At 70.6% G+C, this 19,034-nt stretch carries 21 protein-coding genes; 6 read left to right on the forward strand and 15 right to left on the reverse strand.

The annotated features are described in order from the left end of the window. Nucleotides 1-28: 28 nt before the first annotated feature. Genes hemB through AB0C27_RS21110 form a run of 5 tightly spaced genes read right to left on the reverse strand, consistent with a single transcriptional unit; the run spans nt 29 to nt 5,400 of the window. Nucleotides 29-1,015, reverse strand: a complete 987-nt coding sequence (gene hemB / locus AB0C27_RS21090; protein ID WP_357846347.1) for a porphobilinogen synthase — start codon at nt 1,013-1,015, stop codon at nt 29-31. After that, entirely contained in the window at nt 1,012-2,556 is a 1,545-nt protein-coding gene (locus tag AB0C27_RS21095; protein ID WP_357846349.1) for a bifunctional uroporphyrinogen-III C-methyltransferase/uroporphyrinogen-III synthase, read from the reverse strand. The genes hemB and AB0C27_RS21095 overlap by 4 nt, the downstream gene beginning before the upstream one ends. Beyond that, on the reverse strand, nt 2,553-3,473 hold the full coding sequence (hemC, locus tag AB0C27_RS21100; RefSeq protein WP_357846351.1) for a hydroxymethylbilane synthase: 921 nt from the start codon (nt 3,471-3,473) through the stop codon (nt 2,553-2,555). Before hemC ends, AB0C27_RS21095 begins: the two co-directional genes overlap by 4 nt. Beyond that, nucleotides 3,470-4,726, reverse strand: a complete 1,257-nt coding sequence (locus AB0C27_RS21105; protein WP_357846353.1) for a glutamyl-tRNA reductase — start codon at nt 4,724-4,726, stop codon at nt 3,470-3,472. The genes hemC and AB0C27_RS21105 overlap by 4 nt, the downstream gene beginning before the upstream one ends. Further along, complete coding sequence (locus tag AB0C27_RS21110; protein WP_357846355.1) at nt 4,723-5,400, reverse strand: redox-sensing transcriptional repressor Rex; 678 nt, start codon at nt 5,398-5,400, stop codon at nt 4,723-4,725. The genes AB0C27_RS21105 and AB0C27_RS21110 overlap by 4 nt, the downstream gene beginning before the upstream one ends. A gap of 116 nt (nt 5,401-5,516) precedes the next feature. On the opposite strand from AB0C27_RS21110, the gene AB0C27_RS21115 reads away from it, so the two are divergent. Continuing rightward, entirely contained in the window at nt 5,517-5,753 is a 237-nt protein-coding gene (locus AB0C27_RS21115; RefSeq protein ID WP_357846357.1) for a glutaredoxin family protein, read from the forward strand. A 59-nt stretch (nt 5,754-5,812) separates the two neighbouring features. Here the strand turns inward: AB0C27_RS21115 and AB0C27_RS21120 are convergent, their stop codons facing one another. Next, complete coding sequence (locus tag AB0C27_RS21120; protein ID WP_357846359.1) at nt 5,813-7,360, reverse strand: antibiotic biosynthesis monooxygenase; 1,548 nt, start codon at nt 7,358-7,360, stop codon at nt 5,813-5,815. Nucleotides 7,361-7,539: 179 nt separating this feature from the next. Here AB0C27_RS21120 and AB0C27_RS21125 point away from each other — a divergent pair, with 179 nt between their 5' ends. Genes AB0C27_RS21125 through AB0C27_RS21135 form a run of 3 tightly spaced genes read left to right on the forward strand, consistent with a single transcriptional unit; the run spans nt 7,540 to nt 9,770 of the window. Continuing rightward, nucleotides 7,540-8,178 (forward strand): sigma-70 family RNA polymerase sigma factor, encoded by a 639-nt coding sequence (locus AB0C27_RS21125; protein ID WP_346100953.1) that lies wholly within the window; start codon nt 7,540-7,542, stop codon nt 8,176-8,178. Nucleotides 8,179-8,237: 59 nt separating this feature from the next. Continuing rightward, complete coding sequence (locus tag AB0C27_RS21130) at nt 8,238-8,867, forward strand: DUF5667 domain-containing protein (protein ID WP_357846361.1); 630 nt, start codon at nt 8,238-8,240, stop codon at nt 8,865-8,867. A gap of 30 nt (nt 8,868-8,897) precedes the next feature. Continuing rightward, nucleotides 8,898-9,770: an HAD-IB family hydrolase gene (locus AB0C27_RS21135; protein ID WP_357846363.1), complete on the forward strand. Its 873-nt coding sequence runs from the start codon at nt 8,898-8,900 to the stop codon at nt 9,768-9,770. Nucleotides 9,771-9,868: 98 nt separating this feature from the next. Here AB0C27_RS21135 and AB0C27_RS21140 read toward each other — a convergent pair whose 3' ends face one another. The 9 genes from AB0C27_RS21140 to AB0C27_RS21180 form a co-directional block, all read right to left on the reverse strand. After that, nucleotides 9,869-10,882 (reverse strand): LCP family protein, encoded by a 1,014-nt coding sequence (locus tag AB0C27_RS21140; protein WP_357846365.1) that lies wholly within the window; start codon nt 10,880-10,882, stop codon nt 9,869-9,871. A gap of 2 nt (nt 10,883-10,884) precedes the next feature. Beyond that, on the reverse strand, nt 10,885-11,463 hold the full coding sequence (locus AB0C27_RS21145) for an RNA polymerase sigma factor (protein ID WP_346100949.1): 579 nt from the start codon (nt 11,461-11,463) through the stop codon (nt 10,885-10,887). A 58-nt stretch (nt 11,464-11,521) separates the two neighbouring features. Further along, complete coding sequence (locus AB0C27_RS21150) at nt 11,522-12,307, reverse strand: SDR family oxidoreductase (protein ID WP_357846368.1); 786 nt, start codon at nt 12,305-12,307, stop codon at nt 11,522-11,524. 87 nt (nt 12,308-12,394) lie between these two features. Continuing rightward, a complete protein-coding gene (locus tag AB0C27_RS21155; RefSeq protein ID WP_346101066.1) occupies nt 12,395-13,219 on the reverse strand; it encodes a lysophospholipid acyltransferase family protein in 825 nt (274 codons plus the stop codon). A gap of 68 nt (nt 13,220-13,287) precedes the next feature. Then, entirely contained in the window at nt 13,288-14,283 is a 996-nt protein-coding gene (locus AB0C27_RS21160; RefSeq protein ID WP_357846370.1) for an NAD-dependent epimerase/dehydratase family protein, read from the reverse strand. Nucleotides 14,284-14,305: 22 nt separating this feature from the next. Next, nucleotides 14,306-14,404, reverse strand: a complete 99-nt coding sequence (locus AB0C27_RS21165) for an AURKAIP1/COX24 domain-containing protein (RefSeq protein WP_018654693.1) — start codon at nt 14,402-14,404, stop codon at nt 14,306-14,308. A gap of 174 nt (nt 14,405-14,578) precedes the next feature. Further along, complete coding sequence (locus AB0C27_RS21170) at nt 14,579-14,782, reverse strand: helix-turn-helix domain-containing protein (RefSeq protein WP_043629748.1); 204 nt, start codon at nt 14,780-14,782, stop codon at nt 14,579-14,581. A 306-nt stretch (nt 14,783-15,088) separates the two neighbouring features. After that, nucleotides 15,089-15,877, reverse strand: coding sequence for a phosphatase (locus tag AB0C27_RS21175; protein WP_357846372.1), 789 nt, complete (start codon nt 15,875-15,877; stop codon nt 15,089-15,091). A 13-nt stretch (nt 15,878-15,890) separates the two neighbouring features. Then, nucleotides 15,891-17,054 carry an acetoin utilization protein AcuC gene (locus AB0C27_RS21180; protein ID WP_357846374.1) on the reverse strand — a complete coding sequence of 388 codons (1,164 nt, stop codon included), beginning with the start codon at nt 17,052-17,054 and terminating at the stop codon, nt 15,891-15,893. A 144-nt stretch (nt 17,055-17,198) separates the two neighbouring features. On the opposite strand from AB0C27_RS21180, the gene AB0C27_RS21185 reads away from it, so the two are divergent. Both AB0C27_RS21185 and AB0C27_RS21190 read left to right on the forward strand, forming a co-directional pair. Then, complete coding sequence (locus AB0C27_RS21185) at nt 17,199-18,335, forward strand: histidine kinase (protein ID WP_357846376.1); 1,137 nt, start codon at nt 17,199-17,201, stop codon at nt 18,333-18,335. Continuing rightward, nucleotides 18,332-19,012 (forward strand): response regulator transcription factor, encoded by a 681-nt coding sequence (locus AB0C27_RS21190; RefSeq protein WP_357846378.1) that lies wholly within the window; start codon nt 18,332-18,334, stop codon nt 19,010-19,012. Before AB0C27_RS21185 ends, AB0C27_RS21190 begins: the two co-directional genes overlap by 4 nt. The last annotated feature ends 22 nt before the right edge of the window (nt 19,013-19,034 follow it).

Genomic DNA, 19,034 nt, shown 5'->3' on the forward strand with positions numbered 1-19,034 from the left:
CCCCAGGAGTTGACGGGAAACCCCTTGGTTAGAGCCCTCGTGCCACTTCCACGGCCCAGTAGGTGAGGATCAGGTCGGCCCCGGCGCGCTTGATCGCGACCAGCGACTCGTGGATCATCCGGTCCCGGTCGACCCAGCCGTTGGCCGCCGCGGCCTCGATCATCGCGTACTCGCCGCTCACCTGGTAGGCGGCCACGGGCACGTCGACCTCGGCGCGGACGTGGGCGATGACGTCGAGGTAGGCCCCCGCCGGCTTGACCATGACGGCGTCGGCGCCTTCCGCCAGGTCGAGGCGGACCTCGCGCAGCGCCTCGTCCTGCGGGCCCGCGGGGTCCTGCTGGTGGGTGCTGCGGTCGCCGAACTGCGGCGCGCACTCGGCTGCCTCGCGGAACGGCCCGTACAAGGCGGAGGAGTATTTGATGGAATAGGCCAGGATCGGGACGCCGGCGTGACCGGCCGCGTCGAGCGCCGTGCGGATCGCGCCGACCTGCCCGTCCATCATCCCGCTCGGCGCCACCATGTGGGCCCCGGCCTCGGCCTGGGCGACCGCGACGGAGGCGTACCGCTCAAGGGTGGCGTCGTTGTCGACGTCGCCCGACGGGGTGAGGATGCCGCAGTGGCCGTGGTCGGTGAACTCGTCGAGGCAGGTGTCGGCCATCACCACGAGAGCGTCGCCGACCTCGGCGTGCACGTCGCGCAGCGCCTGCTGCAGGATCCCGTCGGGGTCGTCGCCCGCCGAGCCGCGGGCGTCCTTCACGGCGGGGATGCCGAACAGGATCAGCCCGCCCACGCCGGCCTCGGCGGCCTCGTGGGCGGCCTTGCGCAGCGAGTCGCGCGTGTGCTGGAACACGCCCGGCATCGAGGTCACGGGCTGCGGCTCGGTGAGCCCTTCCTTGACGAACATGGGCAGGATCAGGTCGGCGGCGTGCAGCCGGGTGCCCTGGACCAGGCGGCGCATGGCCGGGCCACGGCGCAGCCTGCGGGGACGGGCGACGGGGAACTGCGCGGCACTCATTTGGCTCTCCTCCTGGCGCCACGGCGGTTTTGCGAGGGCCGGCGCGGGGTGTCGCCCGCGGCCAGTGCCGCCTGACGCTGCTTGGCCCCGAACTCGGCCACGGCGGCGGCCAAGGCGGAGGCGGACGGTGTGTCGGCCATGACGTCGACGCGGAGCCCGAACTCCTCGGCGGTCTTGGCCGTCTGCGGCCCGATGACCGCGATCACGGTGACGTTGTGCGGCTTGCCGGCGATGCCGACGAGGTTGCGCACGGTGGACGAGGACGTGAAGAGCACGGCGTCGAAGCCGCCGCCCTTGATGGCCTCGCGGATCGGCGCGGGCGGCGGCGCGGCCCGCACGGTGCGGTACGCGGTGACGTCGTCGCACTCCCAGCCCAGCTCGGTGAGCCCGGCCACGAGCGTGTCGGTGGAGATGTCGGCGCGCGGGAGCAGCACCCGGTTGATCGGGTCGAGCATCGAGTCGTAGGGCGGCCACTCGGCCACGAGCCCTTCCGACGACTGCTCGCCGGAGGGCAGCAGGTCGGGCTTGACCCCGAACTCGACCAGGGCGCGCGCGGTCGCGTCGCCCACGGCCGCCACCTTGAGCCCGGCGAAGGCGCGGGCGTCGAGGCCGTATTCCTCGAACTTCTCGCGTACGGCCTTGACCGCGTTGGCGCTGGTGAAGGCCACCCACTCGTAGCGGCCCGTGACCAGGCCCTTGATCGCGCGGTCCATCTGCTGCGGCGTGCGCGGCGGCTCGACCGAGATGGTCGGCACCTCCTCGGGCACCGCGCCGTAGGCGACGAGCTGCTCGGAGAGGCTGCGCGACTGCTCCTTCGTACGGGGCACCAGCACCCGCCAGCCGAACAGCGGCTTGGTCTCGAACCACGAGAGCTTGTCACGCAGCCCGACGGCCTCGCCGACCACGATCAGCGCGGGCTCGGTGAAGCCGGCGTGCTTGAGGTCGGCCTGGAGCCGGCCGAGCGTGGACACGACGGTGTACTGCTCGGTGGTGGTGCCGCCGCTGCTGACCGCGACGGGCGTGGTGTCGGGCTTGCCGCCCGCGATCAGCGCCTTGCCGATGGGCACGGCGTCGCCGATGCCGTTGTAGATGACCAGCGTGCCGCGGCAGGCGGCGTGGACGGCCCAGTCCTGGTCCTGGGCGGCGTCGACGATCCTGAACTCGGGCACGGCGCTGGCCGCCGGGATGCCGGCGTAGGTGAGCACGGCGGTCGCGGGCGGCACGCCGGGCACGATCTCGAAGTCGACCTCCGCCGCGGCGCAGGCCGCGACCTCCTCGGTGATCGAGGAGAACAGCATCGGGTCGCCCGCGCACAGGCGCACCACGAGCTGCCCGCGGGCGGCACGCTTGACGAAGTCGCGCTCGGCGATCTCGACGCCTTCACGGCAGTGGCGCAGCAGCGGGCTTTGCGTTTCGTCGTCGAGCACCACCGCGTCGGCCTTGCCGAGCAGTTCGGCGGCGCGGAGCGTGAGCAGGTTGGGATCGCCGGGACCCGCGCCCACGAACGCGACGAAACCGGAGGTCGGACTATCGGAGCTCAATGGGATTGCTCCCCCATCAATCTGTCGGCCCCTTCGGCGATCATCTCGGCCGCTAGGAGGCGGCCCAGTTTCGCAGCCTCCGAAGGAGAGCCGGCGGCGGACTTGCGGACCGCTTCGCGGCCGTCGATGGAGACGACCACAGCGGTCAGGTTCAGAGTGTGCCCGTCATCGGCCGCGAAAGCACCCACCGGGGCGGAACACCCGGCCTCCAGCGCGTTCAGCACGGCACGCTCGGCGATCACCGCGGAGCGGGTTGACGGGTCGTCGAGCACCCGCAGGAACTCGATCAGGTCGGAGCGGTCGGCGCGGCACTCGACGGCCAGCGCCCCCTGGCCGGGGGCGGGCAGCAGCTCCTCGTTCTCGAAGATCTGCGCGATCTCGTGGCTGCGGCCGATCCGCTCCAGGCCGGCCGAGGCGAGCACGACGGCGTCGAGCTCGCCCGAGGTGACCTTGCCGATGCGGGTGTCGGCGTTGCCGCGGATCGGGACGTATTCCAGGTCGGGGCGGAGCGCGCTGAGCATGGCCACCCGGCGCGGCGAGCCGGTGCCGACCCTGGCGCCCGGCGCGAGGTCGGCGAACTTGTGCGTGCCGACCAGCGCGTCGCGGTGGTCGTGGCGGGCGGGGATGGCGGCCAGCACGAAGCGCGGGTCCTGCGTGGTCGGCAGGTCCTTCAGCGAGTGGACGGCGAAGTCGATCTCGTCCTCGGCGAGCTTGTCGCGCAGCGCGTTGACGAACACACCCGTGCCGCCGAGCTGGGCCAGGTGGGCCTTGGTGACGTCGCCGAACGTCGTGACGCCGACCAGCTCGATCGCGCGCCCGGTGCGCTGGACGTAGGCGTCGGCCACCATGCCGGACTGCGTGGTCGCCATGAGGCTGCGGCGGGTGCCGAGCCGCAGCGCGCGCGTTCGGGTCGTCACAGCTCCACCTCCCTCACGGCCTCGGGCATCTTCGGATCCAGGTCGAACAACTCGCGCAGGGCTTCGGCATAATGATCGCCCCCTGGGCAGGTGGCGAGCTGCTTGACACGCACAGTCGGCTCGTGGAGCAGCTTGTCCACCACCCGCTGCACGGTCATGGCGACCTCGTCGCGCGCCCGCTCGTCGAGCTCGGGCACGCGCATGAGGAGCCGGCCCAGCTCGGACTCGACCACGCCCGCGGCCTTGCTGCGCAGCGCCACCACGGTCGGGGTGACCTTGGCCGCCCGCTCGGCGTCGAGGTAGGCGCGCAGCTCGCCGGCCACGAGGTCGCGTACGGTGCGTACGGCGTCGCCCTCGGCGGAGCCGATGCCGGACTCCTGGATCGTCTCCAGGTCCACCAGCGTGACGCCGGGCACCTCGCGTACGGCGGGGTCGATGTCGTGCGGCAGCGCCAGGTCGAGCAGGAACGCGGGCCCGCTCAGCATGGCGGGGGTGACGACGTGGCGACCGGCGCCGGTGCAGGTGATGACGATGTCGGCGTCGGCCAGCTCGCCGGCCACGGCGCCGAACCCGACCGCCCGCCCGCCGACGGACTCGGCCAGCCTGGCCCCGCGCTCGAAGGTGCGGTTGGCCACGGTGATGTCGGTGACGCCCGCGCGGGCGAGCGTGACGGCGGCCAGGGAGCTCATGGAGCCGGCCCCCACCACCAGGGCGCGCCGCCCGGTCAGGTCGCCTGCCAGGGCGAGCCCGGCGGAGACGAGCGAGGCGCCGTGCTTGTCGATGCCTGTCTCGTGGTGGGCCCGCTTGCCGACCCGCAGTGCCTGCTGGACCAGCTCGTTGAGGGTGGCGCCGACGGTGCCCTGCCGCTGGGCCAGCTTGAGCGCCTGGCGGACCTGGCCGAGGATCTGGCCCTCGCCGACGACCATGGAGTCGAGCCCGCACACGACGGAGAACAGGTGCTCGACGGCCCGCTCCTCGTAGTGCACGAAGAAGTGCGGCCGCAGCTCCTCGACGGGCACGCCGGAGTGGACGCTCAGCAGGTCGGTGACGGCGGTGACGGCGGCGTGGAAGCGGTCGGCGGTGACCAGCACCTCGACCCGGTTGCAGGTCGAGATCACCATGGCCTCGGCGACGCAGGAGTCCTGTCGTACGTCGTGCAGGAGCTTGACCAGCGCCTCACCGGTCATCGAGACACGCTCCAGCAGTGCCACCGGCGCGGTCCGGTGACTGAGTCCTACAGCCAGAACACTCATTGACCGTCCATCGCCATGAGTGGCCCCCCAGCCTTGCGTTGCTCGTGGAACGCGAGAATCTGCAGTTCGATTGATAGGTCGACTTTACGGACATCGACGCTGTCCGGCACGGAAAGTACAACAGGGGCGAAGTTCAGGATGCTGGTGACGCCCGCGGCGATCACACGGTCGCAGACCGCCTGCGCCGCTGCCGCCGGTGTCGCCAGAACCACGATCGAGACTCCGCGCCGCCCGATCACGGCTTCCAGTTCGTCGATGTGCTCCACATTCAACCCCGCGATGGTGTCGCCCACCACTTCGGGGTCGGCGTCCACGAGCGCCGCGACCCGGAAGCCCCTGGAGACGAAACCGCCGTAGTTGGCCAGCGCGCGGCCGAGGTTACCGACTCCGACGATCGCTACCGCCCAGTCCTGGGTCAGTCCGAGCTCGCGGGAGATCTGATAGACGAGGTATTCGACGTCATATCCTACGCCCCGCGTGCCGTAGGAGCCCAGGTGTGACAGATCCTTGCGCAATTTGGCCGAGTTGACCCCTGCGGCGACGGCCAGGTCTTCCGAGCTGACGGTCGCGATCCCCCGCTCCGCCATCCCGTGCAGCGCCCGAAGGTACAACGGGAGCCGGGCCACCGTGGCTTCGGGGATGCCGCGGTCGCGGGGCTGGGACGGGCTCTTCACGTGCCGGTGCTCCAGGGAACGGGCGGCTTGGGGACCGCGTGATAGGAATCGAACCGTCTTTCAGGTTAATCCCTTTGTGAACCGATGCACAAAGTCGGCGGCGGTACGGTTGCTCCATGCATCGCATCACCTTGCTCGGCAAGCCCGGGTGTCACTTGTGTGACGACGCGCGCGAGGTCATCGCCAGGGTCGCGGGCGAGCTGGGCGTGCCGTGGGAGGAGGTCAGCATCGAGTCGTCGGCGGAGCTGACCGAGAAATACTGGGAGATGATCCCGGTGACGCTGATCGACGGGGTCCAGCACGACTTCTGGCGGGTCGACGAGGCCAGGCTGAGGGCCGCGCTCGAAACGTGACGGCCGGGGAGACGGGAGCCACGTTCGCAACGTGACGGCAGGCGGAACGGGAGCCGCGGTCAGTACGGGACGGTGGGCAGCGGCACCACCTTGGCGGCGTTGACGTCGAGCTCGATGACGTTGGTGGCCAGCACCATCGTCTGCCGCTCGTTGACGAACCGCTCCACGTGCGGCTGGCGCTGGTGGTCGCGGTAGGCGACCTCGTCGCGGTAGAGCTCGTAGACGATGCGCTGGAGCGGCGCCGACTTCACCGAATGGCAGGCGTACACGAGCGTGTCGGGCTCGCCCCTGCGCACGGCCTCGACGGTCGCCTCGGCCAGCCGGTCGAACGCGTCGCCCGCGCCGTCCATGATGGTGAAGACGGTGAGCAGGCCGTAGATCGTGGGCGAGAGCCGCCCGGAGCCCGGCTGCTGCTGGGCGGGGGTGAAGACGTCGGCGCCGGGGAAGACCGCGCCGGTGCCGGGCGCCGACGGTGACAGAGTGTAGTCGGGCCGCTGGGGCGGCGCGCCGTTCATGATGTAGCCGGTCGAAGGCCCGGCGTCGGGCGGCGGCGCCATCCGGGCCGCGTAGTCGATCTCCTGGTCGCCCGCGCGGTATTCGGCCACCAGGTCCCCCAGACCCGACGCCCTGCGCGGTGGCGGGGGCGACATCTCGGCCGCCTGCATCGGCTCGGGCATGCCCCTGCGCCCGCCGCCGCCCGGCATCTCGTCGCGGAACATCGGGCGGTCGCCCGGCGGCTCGTCGCGGAACATGGGACGGTCGCCAGGTGTCATCTGGCGCTCGTCCAGCGGCATGGGGCGCTCGTCGCGCGGGGCGCGGTCGCCGCGCGGCATCCGTTCGTCACGCGGCACCCGTTCCTCGCGGCGCTGAGAGCGCTCCTCGCGGCGCGAGAGGCGCTCGTCGCCGTCGGGACCGAAGTCGTCCTCGTCGTCGTCCTCGTACGGCGCCAGCGGCCTCAGCACGGTGTACCAGACCGCCGCTCCCGCCACCGCCAGCAACGCGGTCGTGAACAGCGGCGGCACCGCGAACCGCATCGCCCCCACGAGCGCCAGCCCCGACGGCACGATGACCACGGTCGCGTGCAGGTTGTCGGTGTCGTATTCGTCGCCGTTGCGCCACTTGATCCCGGCCACCACCAGCATCGCCAGCATGAGGAGCACGGCCACGGCGTGCACGGCGATCAGCAGGTAGCCGGGAAAGAGGTTCCAGTGGTTGGACGCGGCCGGCAGCGACCTGCCCATCTCCTCGTTCTTCAGCGGGTCCCACACCATGATGACCACGGTCACGAAGCTCAGCGCGATGCCCGCCAGCCAGGCCAGGAACCTCGGCGGAGCCTTCTCCGACAGCAGCTGCACCAGCCCGACCGCCAGCCACAGCGGCGCCAGCAACGATCCCGTCACCTGATAGATGCGGAAAGTGACGCCGCCGAAGCCGATGAGGTAGCCGAGGCCGATCACGCCCAACGCGAGACAGAGCGCCACGACTGCAACGGTCCAGGCGACAAGCCATCCCTCAGGGTCGTCGCGCAGCCGTTGGATCAGGGCACCGGCCGCGACGGCGGCCAGGAGCGCGCCGGCGAAAGCTATGACAGCAACGAGGATCTCCATGGTGACTCCAATGCTGCCGGACGATGCCTCCCAGCCGGTAGCCGAAGAGGGAACGGGTCGGTCCAACACGGTATCTGCCGATTACGCCTAGTCATGCCATCACGCTGTGGATTGTGGAATTTCCGGTTGATTTCTAGAGTGTTCGAGCACGCCGCACCCCTTACCCCTAGGGATACCGGATGCCTGACTCGTCGCCGTTCGCCGGGCTGCTCGCTCCAGCCGTCGCTGGACCTGCCCGGACGGGCGAGCTCGTCGTGCACGAAGATGTGCCCGACGACCTCCGCACGCTGGTGATGCACGCCAAGAACGGATGCACGCAATCCTTTGGCACGCTCTACGACCGCTACGTCGACCTCGTCTACCGCTACATCTACTTCCGGGTGGGCTCCCACCCGCTGGCGGAGGACCTCACCAGTGAGACCTTCCTGCGCGCGCTGCGCCGGATCGGCGACTTCACCTGGCAGGGCCGCGACTTCGGCGCCTGGCTCGTGACCATCGCGAGAAACCTGGTGACCGACCACTTCAAGTCGGGTCGCTACCGGCTGGAGGTCACCACGGGAGAGGTGATCGACGTCCCGCTCGACGGCTCCCACATCCCCGAGAACGCCGTGGTCACGGCCATCATCAACGACCGGGTGCTGCGTGCCGTACGCGATCTCAATCCCGAACAACAGGAGTGCGTCGTCCTGCGCTTCCTGCACGGCCTCTCGCTCGCGGAAACCGCGCTGATCATGGGGAAGAAGAGTGGAGCGATCAAAGCGCTGCAGTTCCGGGCCGTACGGTCGCTGGCCAGGGCTCTCAAGCACGACCTGGCGTAACCTACGCCGACCGCGCGTCGTTAGGCCATTGTCACGAGCGGGAAGGTCCGGGAGCCGGCATGAGTAGTGCGCGCAGGCGGCGGGAGCGCGTGCTCGATCACCTCACCGAACTCCAGGAGCTGCCGTTCGGCGCTCCCGAGCCGGCCTTCAAGGAACGCCTGCGGGCGGAGCTGCTGTCGCTCGCCCAGGAGGCGGACGAGCCCGTCACCGAGCGCCCGCGCCGCCGCCCCGCGCGGCGCAGGCCGCTGCTGTCCCAGCTCGCCGCCGTGGGGCTGGTGGCGGCGATGATGGTCTCCTCCTTCGCCACCTACCAGTCGGTGCCGGGCGACTCGCTCTACCCGCTCAAGCGCGCCGCCGAGACCACGCTCGTCCGGCTCAGCTCGGGCGCGGAACGTGGCGAGCGCGAGCTCGACTCGGCCAAGACCCGCGCCAAGGAGGTCGCCACCCTGCTCGGCTCCACCACCGCCGACGCCCCGCTGATCAACAAGACGCTGAAGGACATGGAGGACTCGACGCGCGCGGGCATCGAACGCCTCGAACGGACCGAGCCGCGCTCCCCGAAGATCAAGAAGTTCGCGCGGGATCAGCAGGAGGTCGTCGAACCCATGTTGGACCAGCTCGGAGAGGCCGACCTGGCCCGCGCGGAGGACTATCTCGACTACATCGAAGGTCTGGTCGCGCCCGAGTAGGTAAGTAAGCTGAAGCCCATGTGGCGGCTTATGCGACGACGACAGGAAGTGCAGCCCGAGGTCGCAGGCGAGGCCGCGGCGCAGGCGGCGGTCACGGTCGCGCCGATCACGCCGGTCGAGCCCGATCTGGAGGCCGCGGCCTTCTTCGACGTGGACAACACGATGATGCGCGGCGCCTCGATCTACCACTTCGCCAGAGGGCTGGCCACACGCGGGCTGTTCACGACGTCCGACCTGTTCAAGTTCGCCGTGGGGCAGGCGGTGTTCCGGCTGCGCGGCAACGAGAACCCCGAGCACATCGCGGTGGCCAGGGAGACCGCGCTGGCCTTCGTGGCCGGGGCCAAGGTGGACGACGTCGTACGCCTCGGCGAGGAGATCTACGACGAGGTGATGGCCGACCGCATCTGGGGCGGCACCCGGCTGCTCGCGCAGAGCCACCTCGACGCCGGCCAGCGGGTCTGGCTGGTCACCGCCACCCCTGTCGAGCTGGCCAGGGTCATCGCCCAGCGGCTCGGCCTGACGGGCGCGCTCGGCACCGTCGCCGAGACCAGCAACGGCGTCTACACCGGGCGGCTGGTCGGCGACCTGCTCCACGGCCCCGCCAAGGCGGAGGCGGTGCGCGCGCTGGCCCGCAGGGAGGGGCTCGACCTGACGCGCTGCACCGCCTACAGCGACTCGGCCAACGACCTGCCGATGTTGTCCCTGGTCGGCGAGGCCGTGGCGATCAACCCCGACAGCGAGCTGCGCGAGCACGCCAGGAAGCACGACTGGCCGATCAGGGACTTCCGCACCGGGCGCAAGGCCACGATGACGGCGCTACCCATCGCGGCCGGCGTGGGCGCGCTCGCGGGCGGGGTGGCGGCGGGCATCGCCCTGCGCCGCCACTACCGCGGCCGCGCCTGAGACCGCGCCCCGGGACTGGGACTGAGGCGCCCCTCCCCTGGGGGCGCCCCATGGACCTCCCCGCCCGGGGAGGCTCCGCTCCTACTTCAGCGGCGCTCCTACTTCAGCGACGCGAACAGCCTGCCCGCCTCCGGCTGCTTCCACTGCAGCCGGTTGCGGTCCTCAGGATGCTCGGCCGTGGGCACCACCGTGAGGCTGACCTTGGTCTCCGCGAGCTGGATGGCCAGCGCGTACATCTCCTCCACGGTGAGGTCCGTCTTCACCGTCCTGCGCATCACCTCGAGGAATTCCTGGAGCTTGCCCGGGTCCGCGACGGCCGCCTGCGCCTTCTTCAGCAGCGCCATGACGACCGTGCGCTGCCGTTTGATCCTGGACAGGTCGGAGCCGTCGTCCCCGTAGTAACGCAGCCGTACGTACCCGAGGGCCTTCTCGCCGTCGAGCACCTGCTCGCCCGCGGGCAGGCGCAGCTTGGCCTTCGGCTCGTTCACAGGCTTCGGCACCTTGACGGTGACGCCGCCGAGCGCGTCCACCATGTCCTCGAACCCGGCGAAGTCCACCGCCATCGTGTGGTGCAACGGCAGGCCGGTCAGCTTCTCCAGCGTCTTCTTGAGGCACGCGGCGCCGCCCTCGTCGTACAGCGCGTTGATCATGACCGTCCTGGCCGGGCCGGACGTGCACGGCGCGGCCCGCACCAGCGAGTCGCGCGGGACGCTGACCGCGGTGGCCCGGCTCCTGTCGGCCGGCATGTGGACGACGATGATGGTGTCGGCGCGCTGGCCCCCGTCCTGGCTCCGCGGGCCGTACTTCGCGTTGCCCTCGCCCTTGCGGGTGTCCGAGCCGATCAGCAGCACATTCATGGCGCCGCTCACGTCCACCGCCTCGCCCCCGGCCGGCGGTCCCGCCAGGTTCGCCAGGTGGCGCGGCGAGACGAGCACCGTGGGCACCGCGACCGCGCAGACCGTCGCGACCGCGACGAGGCCGGCCGTCCACCACGCGTTCCAGCGGCGGCGGGGCCGGTCCTGCAGGTAGCGCGTGCGCTGGCGGACGAGCGTGGGCGGCGGCCCGTGCTCCAGCTCGGCCCCGAGGTCGCGGAGCAGCTTCAGGTCGTCCATCGTCACTCCTCCTCCATGGGGTTGGTGTCGCCGAGCGCGGCGCGTACTTTCCGCCTGCCCCGGTTGAGGCGGGAACGTACGGTCCCGACGGGGATGCCGAGCGCCCGCGCGACCTCCTCGTACGTAAGATCGCCCCAGGCGATCAGCAGCAGCACGTCGCGATCCTTGGCGGGCAGCGCGGCCAGGGCGCCGGCCAGCTCACCGCGGACGGCCTGGGCGCTCACCCCGGCCGCCACCCGGTCCGCGGGCGACTCCACCTCGGACTCGACGGGGGCGCGCAGGAGGGCCCGGTAACGCGTCGCCTCGGAGCGATGGTGCCGGGCGATCAGCTTGGTCAGGATGCCGAACAGCCACGGCCTGGCGTCCGGGTAGGCCAGGTCGTAGCTCCTCCTCCTGGAGAAGGCGATCAGGAACGTCTCACCGACGAGGTCCTCGGCCGGCCCGGGGCCGAGGCGTTTGGAGACGTACCTGTAGAGCATGGCGGAGTAGCGGTCGAAGAGCTCGGCGAACGCCTCGGGGTCGGTCCACGAGGCGCTCACCAGCTCGGAGTCCACTCCCCTGACGGCGGGTTGCGTGATCATCTCCGCCCTTCTGTGGGGGATCGGTCACGGATGTCTCTCCACAACCCGCCCAGCGGGTTCAGATCTCCTTGAGCTGGCCCCCGTCGATGACGAACTCGGCGCCGGCCGTGCCGCCGGAGCGGGGCGAGGCCAGCAGCGCGACCGCGTCGGCGATCTCCTGCGGGTGCACGAGCCGGCCGGTGGTCAGGTTCATCATCGCAGGGGCCACCTCCTTGATCACGCTGTCCCTGTCGGAGCCGACGAAGCCGGCGAACACCTCGGCGGCGCCGCCGTCCTTGGTCCACCAGTCCGTCAGCACGGGACCCGGCGAGACGGTGTTGACCCGGATCCCGCGCGGCCCGAACTCCTCGGACAGGGACTTGCCGATCGCCAGCACGGCCGCCTTGGCGGCGCCGTAGTCGACGTTCATGGCGCTCGGCTGCCTGGCCATGGTGGAGGACAGGTTGACGATCGAGCCGCCGCCCCGCTCCAGCATCACCGGGAGCGCGGCGCGGATCATCCGGACGACCGCGAACAGGTTGAACTCGAACATCTCCCGCCAATCGGCGTCGTCGGGCGTCAGGAACCCGGCGCGCGGCAGCGTCACGCCTGGCGGCGGGCCGCCGGCGTTGTTGACCAGGATGTCCACCCCGCCGAACTCCTCGACCGCGTGCGCGACGACCTGAGCGGGCGCCTGCGGGTCCATCAGGTCCACCGCGACGTGGCTCACCTTCGCGTCGGGGACGGTACGGGAGGCGGCGACCACGTGGGCACCCTCCTCAGCCAGGGTGCGGGCGACGGCCAGGCCGATGCCCTTGGACGCGCCGGTGACGACGGCGACGCGGCCGGAAAGCTGCAGATCCATGAGGGTTGTCCCTTTCGGTGTTCAGTCGATCGATCCGCAGAACACCGCCAGGGGCCGTCCGGTTGCACCCGGTCTTCGGCCGGCCTGTCAGAGGAAGGGCGGGAAGGCGTGGCCCCTGCGCAGCCGCAGCTCGTTGAGCAGCTGCTGGATGACCTCGCGTACGTGGTCGGTGAGGTTGAAGACCAGCATGGGGTCGTCGGCGGCCGACGGGTCGTACTCGTCGGTCCTGATCGGCTCGCCGAACTCGATCATCCACTTCGACGGCAGCGGCACCAGGCCGAGCGGCCCGAGCAGCGGGAAGAACGGGGTGATCGGCAGGTAGGGCAGGCCCAGCAGCCTGGCCACCGTCTTCAGATCGCCGATCTTGGGATAGATCTCCTCGGCCCCCACGATCGCGGTGGGCACGATGGGCACCCCGGCCCTGATGGCGGAGGCCACGAAGCCGCCGCGGCCGAAGCGCTGGAGCTTGTAGCGCTCGGAGAAGGGCTTGCCGACGCCCTTGAAGCCCTCGGGGAACACCCCGACCAGCTCGCCCTTGCGCAGCAGCCGGTCGGCGTCCTCGGGGCAGGCCAGCGTGTGGCCGGTCTTGCGGGCCAGGTGGCTGAGGAAGGGAAGCTGGTAGACCAGGTCGGCGCCGAGCAGCCGCAGCGCCCGGCCGGCCTCGTCGTGCAGGGCGACCTGAAGCATCAGCGCGTCCATCGGCAGCGTCCCCGAGTGGTTGGCCACGATCAGGGCGCCGCTGTCGTCGGGGATGTTCTTCAGCTCGACGGGCTCGACCCTGAACCAGTGGTTGTAGAGCGGCCTGATGAGCTCCAGGACGACCTTGTCGGTCAGCTCGGGGTCGTAGCCGAACTCGTCGACCTCGTAGTCGCCGGTCACGCGCCGGCGCAGGAAGGCCAGCAGCCTGGCCATGGGGTCGGGCTCCTCGAACGAGGGCGCCGCGCTGATGGGGATCACCCGGCCCTCCTCCTGGGGAACGCTCAAGGCCGGGCACCTCCCAGCGGCCGCAGCTCGTGGGAGCGCAGGAAGTCGTCGAAGGCCGCGCCGGTGGTGTACTTGGGCTTCCAGCCCAGCTCGGCCTCCAGCCTGGCGGTGTCGACCGCGCGGCCGTGGCACAGCAGCCTGACCTGCTCGGGCGAGTATTCGACCAGCCCGATCCGGCGCACGGCTCCGCCGAGCACCTTGAAGGCGGACGAGGGCAGCGGCAGTGTCGGCCGCCCCGCCCTGCGCGCGCACTGCGACAGCAGCAGCACGCCGGCCCCGGCCACGTTGAACGTGCCGGGGTGATGCTCGGTGGCCATCCGGCGCAACACCTCGACCGCGTCATCCTCGTGGACGAACTGCAGCCGCGGGTCGAAGCCGAACACGCTCGGCAGCACCGGCTGGGTGAAGTAACGCGTCAGCGGCGAGTCGACGCCTGGGCCCATGAAGTTGGCGAAGCGCAGCAACGACACCGTCACGTCGGGACGGCGCCGCGCGAAACCCCGCACGTAGCCCTCGACCTCGGCCGCGTCCTTGGCGTAACCGTGGACGGGGCCGTCGTGGGGCTCCAGATCCTCGGTGAACACCGCCGGATCGCGGGGCGACGAGCCGTAGACGGCGGTGGTGGAACGCACCACCACACGTCGCACGGTCGCCGACCGCTGGCACGCACCGAGCAACTGCATGGTGCCGATGACGTTGTGCTCTTTCATCGCGGCCCTGCCACCACTCCGCGAGGGAGCGCTGACGAGGCTCATGTGCACAACGGTGTCGATGTCCGCGGCCGCGATCACCTGAGCGATGTCGGGGCTGCGCAGATCCACCCGGACGAACTCCGTCCGGCCGAGGGAGCTGTCACCGTCCCGCGTCAGCGAGGGGGGCGGTACGGTGTCCACTCCGATGACACGGCTGATGTCCGGGTCTGCCGCCAGGGCACTCGCCACCCGGGCGCCTATGTGGCGCGAGACCCCGGTGACAAGCACGGTGTGGGTCATCAGCGCCTCGCAGCTGCGTCGGTTACTTCTTGTTGCGCCGCTGGATGCGCGTCTTCTTGAGCAGCTTGCGGTGCTTCTTCTTAGCCATCCGCTTGCGGCGCTTTTTGATCACAGAGCCCACGGGACCCCCAGGTACTGATAGCAAGTCTGAATCGATGTGCGAGCGCACACCGGCTCACAGACTACCGGCGATCCACGGTAGATCGCCCATCGGGGGGCGAGAGCCCGGTCGCATCAGCGGCAACCGGGCCTCTCCCGCGACAGCATTCACGACACGACCGGGCGTGTCGCTACATCAACCTGCCTCGATGTAGGCCTCCCGCAGATAGTCGTGTACCGCCTGCTCAGGCACCCTGAACGAGCGGCCGACTCTGATGGCCGGCAGCTCGCCGGAGTGGACGAGCCGGTACACCGTCATCTTGGACACCCTCATGACCGTCGCCACTTCTGCGACGGTCAGGAACTTCACCTCGCTGAGAGGTCTTTCGCCTGCAGCCATCGGACGCCTCTTCCGCACGTGTTTCCGGGTTATCCCCACTGGTGCCATTGCTCACGCACGTGTACTGCCGTCAGCGTAAGTCGGGACTCCGAGTGCGCAAACCCCCTATTTTCTCAGTCGCCGGAGCCGCCTGTCAGCCGAACCAGCAAAAACGCTGGCCAGCAGCCCGGCCGAGCACCTCACTCGGACGTTGGAACTGTCCAAGTTGCCACACATAAGAGTCGCCGGAGCCCTGTCAAAAGTTGGCAAAGGGACAGCGAGCCTCTTGGAATGCAGGCGCGAAAAGACGGTATGGGGATGACCGAATTAGACGGGAAGGGCTTGTGAGACTCTTGTGACCAACCGCTCGGTCAACGGAGCGTAGTAGCGGGGTAGCACGTTGTCGTCGAGTGGTACGACCACGTCAATCTTGCCCTCCGCCTCACCGACGAAGAGCCCGGGGTCGTTGCAGTCGGCGAAGGCCACAGTCGGCACACCCGCCTCTCCGGCCGCTCCCGCCCAGCCGTGGTCGGCGATCACGAGGTCGGGAAGGTCGCCGCCGAGCTCATCGAGCATGTGCCGCATCGGGTCGGCGTCGTGGGTGTGCACCAGCGCGCCCTTGTCGTCGAGCATGGCGACGTCCTGGAGGTAGCGGATCCGCCGCGGCCGACCGAAACCCGATCCCGCGTACGTCCATCCCTCGCCGGGCGTCAGCAGCCGCGCGCCCTTCGCCACGCAGAGGGCCGCCAGCGGCAGGTGCACGGCCAGCAGGCCGGTGGGGTGGCCGGTGGCGAACAGGATCCGCGCGCCCGGCCGGGCCAGCACCGCGGCGATGCGCTCGGCCATCGCGTCGATCGCGTCGATCGTCAGCTCGGGGTCGATGGTGTCCTGGCCCCAGCGGTGGCTCGGGTCGGCGACCACGCCGGCGGACTTCGCCATCAGCGCCAGGATGTCGCGGTAGGACCACGGCTGCTCGAACGTCAGGCCCAGCGCGTAGTAGGCGTCGCCGTTGGCCAGACTGCTGTAGTGGTCGAGGTTGTTCTCGCGGGAGGTCGCGACGTCACCCGCGATGCGGGTCTGGACAAGCTGTTCACGGAGTTCGTCGCGACTGAGCACTGCATCTTCCTCGTCAGGGCATCGGATCGAGGCCGTGCAGGGGGAACACCGCGTGCCGGGTCGCCATGACCGCACGGTCAATGGGGTCCGCAGGATCATAACCATCAGAGAAGTGATGAAATTCCGGTTTGCGCCCATCCGTCATGGTGAGCGGTGGCGTCTCCCCCGTCCGCTCGCGGACGAACCGGCGCCATTCCTCGCTCGTCGGCGTGGCCGGATCGATCGGATGACCTGCCGCCTCGGCGATGAGATGGGTCCAGATCCTCGGCACCACCTGGACCAGCTCGTAGCCGCCTCCGCCGGTCGCCAGCCACCGGCCGCCGGCCGTCTCGTGGGCCAGGCGGTGCAGGGCGGAATACGCGGCCCGCTGGCCGTCCACGCTGAGCATCAGGTTGGCCAGGGGGTCGAGCGCGTGGCTGTCGCAGCCGTGCTGGGTCACCAGGATCTCCGGCCCGAACTCGCGCAGCAGCGGCGGCACGACCGCGTCGAAGGCACGCAGCCAGCCGGAGTCGCCACAGCCCGCCGGCAGCGCGACGTTGACGGCCGTGCCCTCGGCGCCGGTCTCCTGGGGGAAGCCCGTGCCGGGGAACAGCGTGCGCGGGCTCTCATGAAGGCTGATCGTCAGGACTCTGGGGTCGTCGTAGAACGCCGCCTGCACGCCGTCGCCGTGGTGGACGTCGACGTCCACGTACGCGATCCGGCCCACGCCCCGCTCCAGCAGCCAGGCGATGGCCAGCGCCGGATCGTTGTAGACGCAGAACCCGCTGGCCGAGGCGGCCATCGCGTGGTGCAGCCCGCCCGCGATGTTGAGCGCGTGCTCGGCCGAGCCCTCCCAGACGGCGCGGGCGGCGGCCAGCGTGGCGCCGGCGATCAGCGCGGAGGCCTCGTGGACGCCCTTGAACGCGGGGTTGTCGGTCGTGCCCAGGCCGACGCTCAAATCGGCCCGGCCCGAGGCGGACACGCGCTTGACGGCCTCGATGTAGGGGCGCTCGTGGACCAGGGCCAGCTCGTCGTCACTCGCGGGCTCACAGCCGGCCAGGTCGACCTTGTCGAGCACACCGAGCTCGCGGGCCAGGGCCATGGTCAGCTCGACGCGCACGGGGGCGAGCGGATGGCTCGGGCCGAAGTCGTAGGAGATGAGAGCGTCGTCCCAGATCACCCGCGCCGACCGGCTCATGCCCACCCCTCCACACGCTGCCCTCGCCTTCGCGCCGACGTTACCGCAGCCACGGACCTCCTGCTGTGGCACGGGTCCGGCGCCGCCGCCGACGGTGGGAAACGTCCGAGCTCCACCCAGAAGTCGTGACTTATGGTGTTTATCGTGCGCATCGCGCGGATCTTTCGGAAGATCGGGCGGATCCCCAGATTCTTCAGACGTCCGGTCGTCTTCGACCGGACGCTGGTGATCGTGCTGGCCCTGCCCGCACTCATCGGACCTCTGCTGATGATCGCCCAGGGCCAGTGGTGGTTCCAGGCCGCCACCCTGCACTACCTGCTCGGAACGGCGCTGCTGCTCATGCGCCGCCGCCGCCCGATGCCGACCGTCGCACTGGTCATCGCCGTGGACGCGGTGTTCATCCTGAGCGGGGCCGTGGACAACACCAACATCCCCACGCTCGTCGCCCTGTACAGCCTGGGCCGCTACACCAGCGGCCGGACCACCGCGATCGCCTCGGCGGCGGCGTGCCTCGCCGGCGCCACCGTCATGACGTTCGGCGTGGACGGGCAGGGGCTCTGGCTGGTGTCCCTGTTCACCGTCGGCGCCACCGTGGGCCTCGGCCAGCTCGTCCGGCTGCGGGCCGAGCTCAAGGACCGGGGCATGCGCGAGGCCGCCGACGCCGCGGTCAGGGCCGAGCGGCGGCGCATCGCCAGGGAGCTGCACGACGTGGTGGCGCACCACATCACGGTGATCAACGCCCTGGTCGGCGGCGCGCGGGCGACGCTGCCGCCGGAGCAGGAGGTCACCAGGAACGCCCTGGAGAGCGCCGAGCAGACCGCCAGGCAGGCCATGTCGGAGATGCGCCGCCTGCTCGACGTGCTGAGGGCCGACGGCCACGAGGGCCCCGACGCGGCGACCGGGGTCGGCGCGGAACGGCTGCCCGCGCTGATCAAGGAGGCGAGGTCGGCGGGGTTACCGGCCAGCCTGACCGTGACGGGCGAGCCGGTCGCGCTGCCCGCCACCGTGGACCACGCGGTCTACCGGATCGTGCAGGAGGCGCTGACGAACACGCGCAAGCACGCCGTCAGCGCCAGAGCCAGCGTCCTGCTCGCCTACCAGCCCGCCGCCGTGGAGGTCGAGGTGCTCGACGACGGCCTGACGAAGGGCCAGGGCACGCCGGGGTTCGGGCTCGGCGGCATGGCCGAGCGGGTGGCCCTGTGCGGGGGCCAGCTGTCCACCGGCCCGCGCCAGGAGGGCGGATTCCGCGTGCACGCCCGCATCCCGCTGGAGACGACATGACCGCCGCGAATCCCGCCGCGGACCCCATCGAAGTGCTCCTGGTCGACGATCACGAGCTGGTGCGCAAGGGCTTCAGGCTCATGCTCGACGCCCAGCCCGACCTGAGCGTGGTCGGCGAGGCGGGCGACGGCGAGCGGGCGGTGCACCTGAGCCGGCGGCTGCGGCCCGACGTGGTGCTGATGGACCTGCACATGCCGGGCATGGACGGCGTGCGCGCGACCGAGCTGATCACCGCGGAACTGCCCGGCGTGCGGGTGCTCGCGCTGAGCACGTTCGACCTGGACGAGAACGTGGTCGCGGCGCTGCGCGCGGGCGCGGACGGCTTCCTGCCCAAGGACGTCTCCCCCGAGGAGCTGATCGAGGGCGTACGCGTGGTGCACCGGGGCGAGTCGGCCGTCGCACCGCGCCTGCTGACCCGGCTCATCGGCACCTTCGTCCGCACCTCGCCCCCGCGCCAGGCGCCCGCCGCGCTGACCGGGCTCACGGAGCGCGAGCGGGAGATCCTCGTGCTGATCGCCCGGGGCAGGTCGAACGCGGAGATCGCGGCCGGCCTGTCCGTCTCCCCCTCGACCGTGAAGAACCACGTGACGAGCCTGTTCGCCAAGATCGGCGTGCGGGACCGGGCCCAGGCCGTGATCGTCGCGTACGAGGCGGGCTTGATCCACCCAGGAGAGTAGGACCAGGGTCCTAGATCGCGGC

It is taken from the genome of Nonomuraea sp. NPDC048882 (assembly GCF_040649755.1).
Lineage (GTDB): Bacteria > Actinomycetota > Actinomycetes > Streptosporangiales > Streptosporangiaceae > Nonomuraea > Nonomuraea maheshkhaliensis.

Excerpts from the sequence above, each read along its gene's own strand:
- hemB (WP_357846347.1), bottom strand. The coding sequence starts at position 1,015 with ATGAGTGCCGCGCAGTTCCCCGTCGCCCGTCCCCGCAGGCTGCGCCGT.
- AB0C27_RS21105 (WP_357846353.1), bottom strand. The coding sequence starts at position 4,726 with ATGAGTGTTCTGGCTGTAGGACTCAGTCACCGGACCGCGCCGGTGGCA.
- AB0C27_RS21115 (WP_357846357.1), top strand. The coding sequence starts at position 5,517 with ATGCATCGCATCACCTTGCTCGGCAAGCCCGGGTGTCACTTGTGTGAC.
- AB0C27_RS21120 (WP_357846359.1), bottom strand. The coding sequence starts at position 7,360 with ATGGAGATCCTCGTTGCTGTCATAGCTTTCGCCGGCGCGCTCCTGGCC.
- AB0C27_RS21125 (WP_346100953.1), top strand. The coding sequence starts at position 7,540 with ATGCCTGACTCGTCGCCGTTCGCCGGGCTGCTCGCTCCAGCCGTCGCT.
- AB0C27_RS21130 (WP_357846361.1), top strand. The coding sequence starts at position 8,238 with ATGAGTAGTGCGCGCAGGCGGCGGGAGCGCGTGCTCGATCACCTCACC.
- AB0C27_RS21135 (WP_357846363.1), top strand. The coding sequence starts at position 8,898 with ATGCGACGACGACAGGAAGTGCAGCCCGAGGTCGCAGGCGAGGCCGCG.
- AB0C27_RS21140 (WP_357846365.1), bottom strand. The coding sequence starts at position 10,882 with ATGGACGACCTGAAGCTGCTCCGCGACCTCGGGGCCGAGCTGGAGCAC.
- AB0C27_RS21145 (WP_346100949.1), bottom strand. The coding sequence starts at position 11,463 with ATGATCACGCAACCCGCCGTCAGGGGAGTGGACTCCGAGCTGGTGAGC.
- AB0C27_RS21150 (WP_357846368.1), bottom strand. The coding sequence starts at position 12,307 with ATGGATCTGCAGCTTTCCGGCCGCGTCGCCGTCGTCACCGGCGCGTCC.
- AB0C27_RS21155 (WP_346101066.1), bottom strand. The coding sequence starts at position 13,219 with ATGGCCAGGCTGCTGGCCTTCCTGCGCCGGCGCGTGACCGGCGACTAC.
- AB0C27_RS21160 (WP_357846370.1), bottom strand. The coding sequence starts at position 14,283 with ATGACCCACACCGTGCTTGTCACCGGGGTCTCGCGCCACATAGGCGCC.
- AB0C27_RS21170 (WP_043629748.1), bottom strand. The coding sequence starts at position 14,782 with ATGGCTGCAGGCGAAAGACCTCTCAGCGAGGTGAAGTTCCTGACCGTC.
- AB0C27_RS21180 (WP_357846374.1), bottom strand. The coding sequence starts at position 17,054 with ATGAGCCGGTCGGCGCGGGTGATCTGGGACGACGCTCTCATCTCCTAC.
- AB0C27_RS21190 (WP_357846378.1), top strand. The coding sequence starts at position 18,332 with ATGACCGCCGCGAATCCCGCCGCGGACCCCATCGAAGTGCTCCTGGTC.